This window comes from Geosporobacter subterraneus DSM 17957, assembly GCF_900142145.1.
Lineage (GTDB): Bacteria > Bacillota > Clostridia > Peptostreptococcales > Thermotaleaceae > Geosporobacter > Geosporobacter subterraneus.
This window is the reverse complement of sequence record NZ_FQZV01000017.1, coordinates 13,968-27,926: the sequence shown is the minus strand read 5'-3', so window position 1 is coordinate 27,926 and position 13,959 is coordinate 13,968. Positions and strand designations below refer to the sequence as shown.

The following is a 13,959-nucleotide window of genomic DNA, read 5'->3' as shown; positions in this document are numbered from 1 at the left end:
ATGAAATGGAGGTGCTTTTTATATGGCTGATGAAAAACGGATGATTGAAAATTATGAAGTGAAACATGCCATCCACCTTTCAGGCGGCGAGGTGGTGCTGGCTGAGGATGCTTCTGCCGCCGAGCCGTTCATGGTGTGTGACTGCTCCTGGGATAACCCGTTCAGTGTGGATGTATATTCCAATATTGCGGTCAGCGCCGATTATCTGGAAGTCATGAAAGAATTTTTAAACCGGACAGCAAAGCGTGTTGAGCTTATTGAAAAGGAACGTGCCCTGCGCGGTGTTTCCAATATTCCCTTGACCGCCGATGATTGCATATCGGGCAGCCGGGGATGGAATTACGAAAACCGGCTTATCGTCATTGCCCCGGGAAAACTCACACCCGCAGCGCGCACTGCCGACCATCAACTGCTGCTTGCCACGGGCGGCAACGGCTGCGATCCGGATGCACGGGGCACTGCTGTTTTCTGCACGAACCTGTTCACCGGCAAAGCGATGCGTTGGGAACGGTATTACATAGCCGGCGTGATCCGGCCCGACCGTATGCCGGAGTGGGCGGCGGAAAAGCTGTCGGCGCTTCAAAAGGCGGAGGGAAAGCAATCCGTGCTTGGGAAACTGGATGCCGCAAAGAAAACCGCCGCGCGGGTCAATCCCACACCGAAAGAACCTAAACACAGAAAGCCGGAGCGTTAATCCGGTTCTTTTCCATGTGAGAAAGGAGGCACACAATGGCTGATAAGGCCAACAGCACAAAAAATCAGGTGAAGGAAATCACCGACCGACTAGAACAGGGCGTTAAAGACCTGTTTATCGGTGAAAAATATTTGTCCTACCTGCAAACCATGTCCCGGTTCCACCGCTACAGCACCCGGAACACCCTGCTCATTTATATGCAGAAGCCCGACGCCACGCTGGTGGCAGGATACCAGGCATGGCAATCCAAATTCGGCAGGTATGTCAAACGCGGCGAAACGGGCATCAAAATCCTTGCTCCCACGCCCTTTACCGTTACAAAAGAACAGCAGAAGCTTGACCCGGATACCCGCCGTCCCATACTCGGCGCAGACGGATTGCCCGTCACGGAGGAAGTGGAGGTGCGCATTGCGCGCTTTAAGGTCATTCCCGTATTCGACGTATCACAGACAGACGGAAAACCTCTGCCAAGCCTGGTGGAGGATTTGACCGGCGACGTGAAGCACTATGCGCTTTTTCTGGACGCTCTTAGGGCCGTATCTCCGCTGCCCATCCGGTTTGAACCACTGGAACCCGGCACGGACGGCATCTGCCGCATGGGAGACAGTATCGCCATCCGTACCGGAATGAGTGAAATCCAGACCGTTTCGGCAATAATCCACGAGATCGCCCATGCCAGGCTCCACGATTTGGAGCGTTTGCAGCAGGAGGACGAGACAGCAAAGCCAAAAGACCGGCGCACCGAGGAAGTAGAGGCCGAAAGCGTTTCCTATGCCGTGTGCCAGTATTACGGCATTGAAACCGCCGCCAACAGCTTCGGGTATCTAGCCGAATGGAGTAAAACCCGTGAATTAAAGGAATTGAACGCTTCGCTGGACATTATCCGCAAAACGGCGGCGGAGCTTATTGACAGCATTGATGAAAATTTCCGTATGCTTGCCAAGGAGCGAGGGATTGATCTTACACCCAAAGAGCAGGACGAGACCGCGCCGGAGCCGTTGCCTGTGCCGGATGCTCCTGTTTCAGGCCAGGAGCCTTCACCCGCGGTAGAGCCCGAATTAAAGCCCAACCAGCATATTGAGGAAATCAGCGGCGTGGAGTATATCGTCACCGGCCCCGCACCGTCATACACACCAAAGCCTGAAAAGCAGTATGAATTGGGCTACGGTCATATGGGGAACGGCCTGACCGTCTGGAACCGTTTGGAGGAAAAGGACGGCGATTACGTCACCGTGGCGCATATTGCCACTGACCGCAGTGTGACGTTCTATGACAAGGATATGCCGGATGATGTGAAGGCTCAAATCGAGGAAACCGCTCGTACCACCGAAATGAGTGTGTCTGCTACGCAGGATGCACCGGTTTTCTCCGTACCGCCCGTTGCCGGCACACCAGAACAGGCAGCACCGCATCAGGAGCAGGATGCGCCCGTCGAACCGGAAACAGACGATTTCTTGCCCGACCCCGCTATCGAGCTGTCCGAGCGCGACCTGTACGGCTACACCGACCCCTCCATGCTTCCGCTGCTGAAAGACCGGGCGTTGGCGCTGTATGACGCCGACCATACCGTTTACATGCTGTACCCGGACAACACCGAGGCCATGGTTTTTGAACGGGACGAAATCGTCGGACATGACGGGATTTTCGGCATTGAGGCCGGGGAATGGCAGGCATCGCGGGAGTACGCTATGTTAAAAGACGCCTCCAGAAACAGTGAAGCATCGCGGGAAGCAGGGCTGCTGTACGGTGACAGGGACTGCTTTGGTATCTTTCAGTTAAAGGGCGGCGAGGAACTGCATTTCCACCGTTTTACACCGCTGGAACAGCTGAAAAAAGACGGCCTGACCGTAGACCGGGCCAATTACGAGCTGGTCTATGTCGCGCCCCTGTCGCCTGACGATACGCTGGAAGGCATCTTTGAGAAATTCAACCTGCACCATCCCGCTGACTTTCGGGGACACAGCCTATCGGTCAGCGATGTGGTTTGCCTGCAACGAAACGGCGGGAGCACTTCCCATTATGTGGATAGCTTCGGCTTTAAGGAACTGCCCGCTTTTTTGGGAAATGAGAAGCAGCCGGAACTTGACCCTGTAATGGAGCTTGCTACCCGTCTTGATAAATTTGCCGAGAATTTTGACACTTACGGCTACCGCGATGATGTGGAAGACAAAGAGGAAAATATCCGCTCCATAGCGCGGGATATTGAAAACGGCGAGCTTTCCGGCATGAAAGAAATGCTGCAATATGCCATCGAGGAAGAAACCGATGTGCCCGAAGCTACAGCCCTGTTACAGCAGCTTGCAACCTATGAAAAGCCAAAGGAACCGGAACCCGCTGCTCCCACCGTCTCCGAACTGGAGGAACAGGCTAAGCCCGGGAAGCAGATTTCTCTCCTTGACCTTGCAAGAGCGGTCAAAAACGAACAAAAACAGCCCGGACGCACGGAAAAGCCCTCCATCCTTGCGAAATTGCAGGAAGGTAAAAAAGCAGTTTCCCAGGGAACCGACACACAGAAAACCGCGCCAAAGCGCGACGGAGAACGGGAGGTATGAGAATGGAAAATCAACCAGTTTATAAACAGGATGCAGATTATGCAAGACAACAGGATGAGCTTGCCCTTTACCGGGACAGCAACCGTATAAATGGAGCCTGTGCCCAGGCAATCGAACAAGCCATAAAAGACAGCAACTATGCTCTCTACCGGTATGATTTAGATAGCGCTGCACAGAAGGTTATTGCGGAATACGGCGCGGAGCGTGTAGCCTGGGTATTGGCTGCCACCTTGCAGAATCTGGAGCATGACGGGCGTTTTTCCCGTTACAACAAGGATTGGGGTAAAGGCTTTTCCATACCCAAAGAAAGAAGCATTTATTATACGATAAATACCCACCCCACCGTACTGGACGGATTTATTGACGTGGCGCGGAAAGAGTTTGCTGCACTGGAAAAATCCGCTCCGAAAGCTGAAAAAAAGACCTCCGTTCTAAATCGGCTGGAAGAAGGCAAAAAGGCTGCCGTACAGGAGACAAGCAACCGAAAGGCACTTCGAAACGCGACAGCGGACGGGAGGTGTAATAATGGGCTTTACCGTAGAAGAAATCAATCTCATGTGTGTCTATGACACAAGCGACAGAGGCAGACTGCTTACCGGGATAGGGGAGAGCCTGCCTCATCTGTTGGAACCGGAACTGAAAGAACTGGCGCAGGGCATAATCGGCAGGTTGGAAGCCATGACTGACCGGGAATTCGCCGCCCTTGTCCTTGCTCCGGACTATGAATGATAGAAGAAACGGAGGTGTAGCACGATTTGGCTACGAAATTTCAGATGTATTCCCAGCTGGCGGAGCAGCAGGCCCGGCAGATTACGCAGGGGCGCAGGAATTGGACGCGCTTTCTGGACACGGCGGCAAGGCTGTACCGGTATTCCTTTGCCGACCAGCTGATGATTTACGCCCAGCGCCCCGACGCCACGGCCTGCGCGCCTATCGAAACCTGGAACAGCCCCATGAACCGCTGGGTGCGGCGCGGCGCAAAGGGGATTGCCCTTATGGATGACAGCGGCGACCGCCCGGCACTGCGGTATGTCTTTGACATATCGGATACCGAGCCCGCACGGGAGGATGCACGCGTCCCCTTTTTATGGGAGCTTCGAGAGGAACATCATGCGCCCGTCATGGAATACCTTGCAAAAACCTATGACAATGTGGAGAACGATTTGGGTACTTCCCTTTACAACATTGCATCTCAGCTTGCAAGGGAGTATTATGACGATAACGCCCGTGAAATCGGGTACATTGCGGAAGGCAGTTTTTTGGAAGACTATGACGAGCTTAATCTTGAAGTGGCTTTCCGGGAAGCGCTGACCGTCAGCATTGCCTACAGCCTGATATCCCGCTGTGGCCTGAACACGGAGGAATATTTTGAGGACGGGGATTTTCAAAAGGTTTTTGAATTTAATACTCCTGCCGCCGTTTACGCGCTGGGCACGGCGGTCAGCGACCTGTCCGAACAGGTTTTAAAGGATATCGGGGCTGTTATTAAAAAATATGAAAGGCAGAAAGCCGCCGAAAGGAGCGCCCAATATGAGCAAAGAGATAGAAACGGACAACAGCCGTCCGCTGACCTACAGCCAGGCAGGAGATTATCTGCTTCCCGATCTGATTCTGGAAGAACAGGCTTCACCGGTGACGGAGGAGACAATCGGCAAATACGGACGGATGCGGAAAAACTTCCTGAAACAGCACCGGGCCATGTCGTACAATTCCCTGCTTCTCGGAGAGAAGCTGTATCACCACCTGCGGGAGATCGACCGGACAGCGAACGAGAGAATGGAACAACTGATGAAGGAGCTAACCGGGAAGAACCCGCCCCCGGACAAAACGACAGATCAGATGGGCTGGGTGAGCCACATGAACAGTCTGAAAGCCCAGGCCGAGGAAACCATTTTGAACGAACTGATTTACAATTAAACGAAACATCGGAAGAAATACCGCCCGAGCAGGAACCACCTGTACCGGGCGGTATTTCTTTGCCCAAAAAGGAGCCGGAAGCCGCTGCGGAAACATATTCCCAGGTTGGGAATACGTCCAGTGAACCGAGGCCATCTGCTTCCATTGCCATCCCCCCACTGACCGATACACTGATGGGCTCCTTCCTCTCAACCGTTGAGCTGGACGCAATTCTGCGGGACGGCGGCAACGAGAGAAACAGTATCTTGCATATAGCCGCCTACTTTATGAAGGATAAAACGCCCGCCGAGAACGCGGAATTCCTGGCGCGGGAGTATCGTAAGGGCAGCAAGGGCTTTCAGTTTGGCGATAAGCAGATAGCCGTCTGGTTTGATGAAACCGGCCTGACCCTGGGGCGCGGCAAGTCTGCTCTTCAGGCCCGCGACAGCGTGCATATCACCTGGGAACAGGCCGCTGTCCGTATTCGAGAGCTGCTTGACGCGGGTCAATATGTTGCCCATGACGTATTTGACGAGGCCGTGGACAACGAGCATCATGAGCTTGCCGAACGGCTGCTGTTCTTTTACCGCGACGATCTGCGGGATTTCCGCGAAATGCCGGAAGCCTGGCGTTCCAAAACAGGCGGCTTTCCCGCCGACGCCGCACAAGTGAAGGAACTGCTTCTCGACAAGGGAGAGCTTGGGGAATACAGTCTGATACTGGAACGGCTGGAGGAAGATATTGCGGCCCTCTCTACTGACCAGGACGCGCCCAAACGCCTGTGGCACAGTCCGTCGCGCCTGTTGCAGGATGTACGGGATTTAGGCATTCCACCCCTTTCTTTTCCGGCAGGCGAACCGCCGTCCATAGGCTTCATGCCCTTTATCACCGAGGACGAGGTGGACGCTTATCTTTTACGGGGAGGCTCCTACCAATCGGGAAAATACCGGATATTATCCTACTTCCTGCACAATCACACCCCGAAGGAACGGGCGGATTTCCTGAAAACCGAGTATGGGCAGGGCGGCCAATCCCATGCCCTATCCGGTGCGGACAACAGCTGGGCCGACAGTGAACCGGGAAAAGGCATTATTTTAAAGCGCGGCGGCTTTTCCAATCCCTATGATATCGTCAAGCTTTCCTGGAGCGCCGCGGAGAAGCGGATCGGCAAGCTGATTCAGGACGGGCGGTATATGACCCGCGCCGAGCTTGACCGTATTCCCGAATATGAGAAGGATATGCTGGCCCGGAATGTGACCAATTTCTATTATAACCTGCCCGAGGATATCAAACGGCCATACCCTTCCTCTAATGACATTTGGGACGACGAAGGCAGGCGCGCCGTCCGCGCCATGCTGGACGATCCGGCAAAGGTGGCGGAGCTCCTTACCGCCATGAAGCCCATTCTGGACGGCACCCATCCGGATGACCGGTACTATGCCACAAGACGGACAGGTTTTGAAAACCTCACCGCTTACCAAAACGGAACCTACACCCTGTTTCCCGGCTTGGACGGCCTGACAGCGCCGGAAGCCGCCGCACAACGGCGGACTTCCGAGCCGGTATCCCAGCCCTATGCCCAGCTGTCTCTGTTCGACCTGCCGCAGCCCATTCTGCCAGGCGTGGAGGAACAGCGGGCGGTTATCGAAGAAAACCAGCGGAGCACGGAGCCGTCTGCTCCCTCCAGCACCGAGAGCATTTCACAGGAGGAAATCGACACCCTTTTGCTGGGAGCCGTGGAGACGCCAGAGCAGTATGACCGCATCATCAGGCAGTTCACGGAAAATCCCCGCTCAAAGGAAGCCGCACAGCTTGTCAAAGACATCTATGGCGACGGAGTGTACCTTATGCCTCGCACGGATGGGGCCGAAGGCTATTTAGGTCTGCTGGGAAGCGATACCGGCATCACGCTTTCCAAGGGCGACCCAAAAACCGTCCCCCTGGCCCAGCGGAGGCCCGTCGTATCCCTTGATTTGCCCTGGGTGAAAGTCCACCGGCGTGTCTCCGAGCTTGTGCAGGCGGGGCGCTTTCTGGAAGCCAGAGAGCAGCCCCATGTTTTTTATAGCCCCAAACAGCATATTCCCTACCGTGCGGGAGACGCCATTGACGCGCTTTCCGCCGACAACATCCATGTCCGGCTGGTAATCGACCGGGTAGATAAAGACTATGTGTATTACACTCTGCCCAGCGAACCCGAACAGGAGCCTGTGGAAATGTTCCGCTCCCGGTTTGATGGATATCTGGACGATGGGCGGTACACCGTTTTGCAACCGGATACAACGCTGTCAGAACAGGAAGCAGACCTCACCAAACCAACACCGGGAGAACAAGCTATCTCTATGGAGCCATCACCACCGCATAAGGAGCCGGATGCTGCGGGTGTTCTGTCCCAACCGCAATCGGAGCAGGCACAGGAATCATCGGAGGCCACCGCTCCTGGACGCGTGTATGCCGTGGGGGACACGGTGTATCTGGAAAGCGACAAGCCCTACATCATTGACCGCATCGGAGATTATGATGTCAGCCTGCAAGACCCGTCCTTGCTGTATCCCATCTTCCGTGCGGAAAGCCGGGAAAGATTTGAACAGCTCCTTGCCCGCAATCCGAAGAATAAACCATTTACCGACTATCTGACCGCCGACCTAGACAATGCACACGAAGATTTACGGGATGTGCTGGAGAACGGCCTGCTGGCTGGACCTGACGGGGATGCGCTGGCAAGGCTGTTTCAGGACGGTGCGTCCAATTCCGATATTGTGGACTACCTTTCGCGCACCCTTTCCGGGGAAGCAGAGACAATGACGCTGAATACCGGAGAAACCGCAGACTACTTTGCCCAGGCCGCCGGACTTGTCATTGATGTGCAGAGCAGATTTATTTCCCGGTACAGCTTTGCCTGGGGAGAGATTGCGCCCGTCCTGCGGGGGATTTATGAGCGGGAACCGGAGCTTTTTGGGCGTTCCGGGCAGGAAAAGGAAACTACCCCGCAACAGGTGGAAGCTCAACAACAGCCGGAACCCCAACAGCAAACCAAAGCCCTGCCGGAAACCGGGCCTTCTGCTGCTCCCTCCGATACCCGCAAGCCTGAAAAAGATTTTTTACTGACCCGTGAGGAAATTGCCTATATCCGGGAGCGCTTGCAAAACCCCACCCCCGAGGACATCGCCCGCATTGATGCGATACTGGCGGCTGCGCAGAAAGCTGCCGAACGTGCGGAAAAAGAAGCGGACACACACAGAACGGAGCCGCACGCACCGGCTGAAAACGAACTACCGGAGCATGACCGCCCTTCCCGTGACACTACGGATGAATATATTTCGGCGGAGCCGTCAACTGAATCAAAAGGTGCAACAGTGCTGCCGGACGAGCCGCCCGAGCCCGAAATCATCCAGGCCGATATTGATGCAGCCCTGATCCGGTGGAACGGCAGCCTGGACAGCAAAATACTTGTCTACCAGTATATGCAGGCCAGCCCCCGCGCGCGGGGAACCGCCGCCTTTTTAAGGGAGGAATACGGCGGCGATTTGCCTGCTTTCCTTGTCACCAAGGAGGGCGCGGAGCCGGTAAACCTTTCATGGCCCGTGGTACAGCGCAGTATTGCGCGGCTGATGGAGGAAGAACGCTTTCTGACGCCGGAGGAAGCTGCCTACGCCCAGCGGGAGTATACAGACTTTGCGAACGAGGAGCTGCCGGACATCGACGAGCCGGAACCGGAGCAGAGCCTGCAGCCCATACTGCCGCCGAAAAACTTCCGCATTACCGACGACCATCTTGGCGAAGGCGGCCAGAAAACAAAGTTTGGCTATAACCTTGCAGCCATCCGCACCCTGAAACAGATCGAAGCCGAAGGTCGCCATGCAACTCCCGAGGAACAGGAAACCCTATCCCGCTATGTGGGCTGGGGCGGTATCCCCCAGGCATTCGACGCCGACCGGGACGGCTGGCAGAAGGAGTACGCCGAACTCAAAGAGTTGCTTACGCCCGAAGAATACGACATGGCAAGAGCCTCCACCTTAAACGCCCACTACACTTCTCCAACGGTCATCAAAGCCATCTATGACACGGTGGAACGCCTTGGCTTCAAAACCGGCAACCTGCTGGAGCCGGCCTGCGGTGTGGGCAACTTCTTCGGACTTCTGCCGGAGAGCATGAAAAACGCCCGGCTGTACGGCGTGGAGCTGGACAGCATTACGGGCCGGATCGCAAAGCAGCTTTACCCGAATGCCGATATCCGGGTGACGGGCTATGAACAGACCAACATGCCCGACGCCTTTTTTGACGTATCCGTAAGCAATGTACCCTTTGGCAACTATCCTGTCATGGATAAAAGGTACAAGCAGAACTTCCATGTCCATGACTATTTTTTTGCAAAAACCTTAGACCAGGTGCGCCCGGGAGGTATCGTGGCCTTTGTCACCAGCCGGTACACCATGGACAAGAAAAACCCGGAAGTACGCAAGTATATCGCACAGCGCGCCGAGCTTTTGGGTGCCGTCAGGCTTCCTAACAATGCGTTCGAGGCCAACGCCGGCACCGAAGTCACCACCGACATCCTGTTTTTGCAGCGTCGTGACCGGCTCATGGATATAGAACCTGACTGGGTGCATTTGGGCGTGACGGAGGACGGCATCCCCGTCAACCGCTATTTTGCCGAGCATCCAGAAATGGTGCTGGGTACGATGGAATACGACGATATGATGTACGGCGACCGCAGGGAAACCACCTGCCGCCCCGTTCCCGGAGCCGACCTTGCTCAGCAGCTCCGGGAGGCCCTGTCGAATATCCGGGGGCAGATCACCGAGGCGGAGCTGGACGACATTGAGGGTACTCTGGACGAATCCATCCCGGCAGATCCCAATGTGCGCAATTTCAGCTACACCGTTGTGGATGACCGGGTGTACTACCGCGAAAACTCCGGCATGTACCCCGTGGACCTTCCCGCTGCGACACTTGACCGCATCCGGGGCATGGTGGAACTGAGAAATTGCGTCCATGAGCTGATCGACCTGCAATTGGAGGAGTTTGGCGATAGTGAGATCAAAGCGAAGCAGGCAGAACTGAACCGCCTGTACGACGCCTTTACCGCCGAGTATGGACTGATTAACGCCACAGCCAACAGCCGGGCCTTTTCCGCGGATTCGGCCTACTTTCTCCTTTGTTCCCTTGAAATACTGGACGAGGACGGAAACCTTGCGTGCAAGGCCGATATGTTCACCAAGCGCACCATCAAGCAGAAAACCGTCATCACGTCGGTGGATACGGCAAGCGAGGCGCTGGCGGTATCCATCGGGGAGCGCGCCTGTGTGGATATGGACTTTATGCAGCAGCTGACCGGGTTCTCCAAAGAAAGGCTGATATCCGACCTGGAGGGCATCATATTCCGTGATTTAGGAGAGCAGCCGCCCGAGAGCGTACCGAAAGCCTTTTATGATCTGGATAAGCTGCCCTTTGTCACCGCCGATGAGTATCTTTCCGGCGATGTGCGGAGCAAGCTGCGTCTTGCCAGAGCTTTAGCCGAAATGCGCCCCGACCTTGCACCACAGCTTGCCCCCAATATTGAAGCGCTGGAAAAAGCCCAGCCCAAAGACCTGGATGCTTCCGAAATTTCCGTCCGTCTCGGTTCCACCTGGGTGGATAAGGAATACGTCCAGCAGTTCATGTTTGAGCTGTTGCAGCCCTCCTACAACCTACGCAATAATCTGAAAGTCAACTATTTTGAATACACCGGCGAATGGCAGGTGGCGGGCAAAAACCGCATCCCCTACAACAACATCCTGGCCACTGTCACCTACGGCACCGAGCGCATGAACGCTTACCAGATCATTGACGACACGCTGAACCTGCGCGATGTGCGGGTATATGACATCAAGTATGAGGACGGCAAGGAAAAGCGCGTCCTGAACAAAAAGGAAACCACCCTCGCCCAGCAGAAGCAGGAAGCCATCAAGCAGGCGTTCAAGGAGTGGATATGGAAAGACCCGAAGCGCAGACAGACCCTTGTAAGACTGTACAACGACCGGTTCAACTCCACAAGGCTCCGGGAATATGACGGCAGCCATATCAATTTTTCCGGCATTTCTCCCGACATTACCCTGCGGACACACCAGATGAATGCCATCGCCCATATCCTCTACGGCGGGAACACCCTGCTGGCCCATGAGGTTGGCGCGGGCAAGACCTATGAGATGGTGGCCGCCGCTATGGAATCCAAGCGGCTGGGGCTCTGCCAGAAGAGCCTGTTTGCCGTACCCAATCACCTCACAGAGCAGTGGGCGTCGGAATTTCTGCGGCTGTACCCTTCGGCCAACATCCTTGTGGCAACGAAAAAAGATTTTGAAATGCGAAACCGCAAGAAATTCTGCGCAAAAATCTCCACCGGCGATTATGACGCGGTAATCATAGGCCACAGCCAGCTTGAGAAAATCCCCATGTCCGTAGAGCGGCAGGAACGTCTTCTTAGGGAACAGATTTGGGAGGTCATGGAGGGCATTGATGAGTTAAAGCGCTCCCGTGGTGAGAACTTCTCCATCAAGCAGCTGGAAAAGACCCGCAAATCCCTGGAAGCACGGCTGAAAAACCTGCTGGAGGGGAAGCGCCGGGACGATGTGGTCACCTTTGAGCAGCTGGGTGTTGACCGGCTGTTCATAGATGAAAGCCATTTTTTCAAAAACCTCTTTTTATACACCAAAATGCGCAACGTGGCGGGACTATCCACCTCCGACGCGCAGAAATCCTCCGACCTGTTTATGAAGTGCCGGTACATGGACGAGTTGACGGGCGGCAAGGGCATCATTTTCGCCACAGGTACGCCCATCAGCAACTCTATGGTCGAAATGTATACCATCCAACGGTATCTGCAATATGACCTGCTGGTAAAAAAGAACCTGACCCATTTTGATGCCTGGGCGTCCACCTTCGGGGAAACAGTGACGGCCATTGAACTGGCCCCGGAGGGCACCGGCTACCGGGCGCGGACGCGGTTTTCCAAGTTCCACAACCTGCCTGAGCTTATGGCCATGTTCAAGGAAGTGGCGGATGTCAAAACTGCCGATACGCTGGACCTGCCAAGGCCAAAGGCCAACTATGAAACCGTGGTGGTCAAGCCCACTGAATTGCAGAAGGAAATGGTCAAGGAGCTTTCCGACCGGGCCGCTGCTGTCCATGCCAACCTGGTTGACCCTACCGTGGACAACATGCTGAAAATAACGTCGGACGGGCGTAAAATCGGCCTTGACCAGCGGTTGATGAACCCCATGCTGCCCGACGATGAAAGCAGCAAGGTCAATGCCTGCGCGGAAAACATATACCGGATATGGCAGGAAACCAAAGCCGACCGTCTGGCCCAGCTTGCCTTCTGCGACTTCTCTACCCCCAACAAGGACGGGCGTTTCAATGTCTATGACGATATCCGCGACAAGCTGATCGCCAAAGGCATACCGGAGGATGAAATCGCCTTTATCCACGACGCCAACACCGAGGACCGCAAAAAGGAGCTGTTCGCCAAGGTACGGCAGGGTAAGGTGCGCATCCTGTTCGGTTCCACCTTCAAAATGGGGGCCGGAACCAATGTGCAGGACCTCTTAATCGCCCTCCACGACCTCGATTGCCCCTGGAGGCCCTCTGATCTGGAGCAGCGCGCCGGTCGTATCGTCCGGCAGGGCAACTCAAACCCCGAAGTCTATATTTACCGCTATGCTACCGAAGGGACATTCGACGCCTACCTCTGGCAGACAGTGGAAAACAAGCAGAAGTTTATCTCGCAGATCATGACTAGCAAATCTCCTGTCCGTGCCTGTGAGGACGTGGACGAAACCGCACTGTCTTATGCGGAAATCAAGGCGCTTTGTGCCGGAAACCCACTCATCAAAGAGAAAATCGACCTGGACATTGAAGTGGCGCGTCTGCGCCTGCTCCGGGCTGACCATCAAAGCCAGCATTACCGGCTGGAGGACAATTTACTGAAATACTACCCCGAAAACATCGAAGCCGCCAAGAGCCGGATTGCAGGCGCGGAAAAGGACATGTCACGGTATATGGAAAACCTGCCGAAAGCCCCTGACGCACAGACAGAAGCCTCAGATGCTCCCGAAACAGGTGCATCCGAGGTCGGTTCCCATGCAGCACCGTCCTTTCCTACCATGACAGTGCTGGGTGTAGAGTATACGGAAAAGGAGCCTGCGGCAAAGGCTTTGCTGGAAGCCTGTAAGACGGTTGTAGGAAAAGAACCGGCGAAGATCGGCTCCTACCTGGGCTTTGACATGAGCCTTTCCTTTGACAGCTTCTACAAAAAGTTCAATCTGACCCTCAAGGGAGATTTGAGCTATTCCGTGGAGTTGGGTATGGACACCTTCGGCAACATGACCCGTATCAACAATGCCCTGCGGGTAGATATTCCGGAAAGGCTGGAGACCTCTAAAAACCAGCTTGAAAACCTCTACCAGCAGGTGGAGGATGCAAAAAGAGAGCTGAAAAAACCCTTCGCACAGGAACGGGAACTGGCCGAAAAAGAAGCGCGCCTGGCCTTCCTCAATGCTCAGCTGAACATCGACAGCGGGCCGGAGCGCGTTATGGAAATGACGGAATCTGACCTGCCCCATCTGGCCTATGCCAAAAGCGCAAAGCCGTCCATTCTGGAAAATCTGCGTTCCGGTACATCTGGCGGCAAGTTAAAGGTTTTGTCTGATAAACTAAAAAACCATGACGTTACCCTATAGGAGGGATGCTGATCTGACTATATAAAATGGTTCTCCATCGTCAAAATAGCCGCCTGTGCGCTTTCTTGCGCCGGGCGGCAATCTCTTTTTATATCCAAAAACA

General features: G+C 54.9%; 6 protein-coding genes. All 6 read left to right on the top strand.

Translation table 11 applies throughout. From position 1 onward, the window contains the following. The first annotated feature begins 22 nt into the window (after positions 1 to 22). Entirely contained in the window at positions 23 to 694 is a 672-nt protein-coding gene (locus tag BUB56_RS07405; protein WP_051534239.1) for a hypothetical protein, read from the top strand. 35 nt (positions 695 to 729) lie between these two features. After that, the gene (locus BUB56_RS07400) at positions 730 to 3,246 is read left to right on the top strand and encodes a YodL domain-containing protein (RefSeq protein WP_051534238.1); all 2,517 of its coding nucleotides are present in this window, start codon (positions 730 to 732) and stop codon (positions 3,244 to 3,246) included. 2 nt (positions 3,247 to 3,248) lie between these two features. Further along, positions 3,249 to 3,815, top strand: a complete 567-nt coding sequence (locus BUB56_RS07395; RefSeq protein WP_051534237.1) for a DUF3849 domain-containing protein — start codon at positions 3,249 to 3,251, stop codon at positions 3,813 to 3,815. Beyond that, entirely contained in the window at positions 3,772 to 3,975 is a 204-nt protein-coding gene (locus tag BUB56_RS07390) for a transposon-transfer assisting family protein (protein ID WP_110940719.1), read from the top strand. Before BUB56_RS07395 ends, BUB56_RS07390 begins: the two co-directional genes overlap by 44 nt. A gap of 765 nt (positions 3,976 to 4,740) precedes the next feature. Continuing rightward, positions 4,741 to 5,163: a TnpV protein gene (locus tag BUB56_RS07375; protein ID WP_330392584.1), complete on the top strand. Its 423-nt coding sequence runs from the start codon at positions 4,741 to 4,743 to the stop codon at positions 5,161 to 5,163. 173 nt (positions 5,164 to 5,336) lie between these two features. Continuing rightward, a complete protein-coding gene (locus tag BUB56_RS07370; protein WP_242946247.1) occupies positions 5,337 to 13,856 on the top strand; it encodes an SNF2-related protein in 8,520 nt (2,839 codons plus the stop codon). Positions 13,857 to 13,959: the final 103 nt, after the last annotated feature.

What these genes read in the sequence shown, in the direction of transcription:
- BUB56_RS07405 (WP_051534239.1), top strand. Translation starts at nt 23, where the DNA reads ATGGCTGATGAAAAACGGATGATTGAAAATTATGAAGTGAAACATGCC.
- BUB56_RS07400 (WP_051534238.1), top strand. Translation starts at nt 730, where the DNA reads ATGGCTGATAAGGCCAACAGCACAAAAAATCAGGTGAAGGAAATCACC.
- BUB56_RS07395 (WP_051534237.1), top strand. Translation starts at nt 3,249, where the DNA reads ATGGAAAATCAACCAGTTTATAAACAGGATGCAGATTATGCAAGACAA.
- BUB56_RS07390 (WP_110940719.1), top strand. Translation starts at nt 3,772, where the DNA reads ATGGGCTTTACCGTAGAAGAAATCAATCTCATGTGTGTCTATGACACA.
- BUB56_RS07375 (WP_330392584.1), top strand. Translation starts at nt 4,741, where the DNA reads ATGAAAGGCAGAAAGCCGCCGAAAGGAGCGCCCAATATGAGCAAAGAG.
- BUB56_RS07370 (WP_242946247.1), top strand. Translation starts at nt 5,337, where the DNA reads ATGGGCTCCTTCCTCTCAACCGTTGAGCTGGACGCAATTCTGCGGGAC.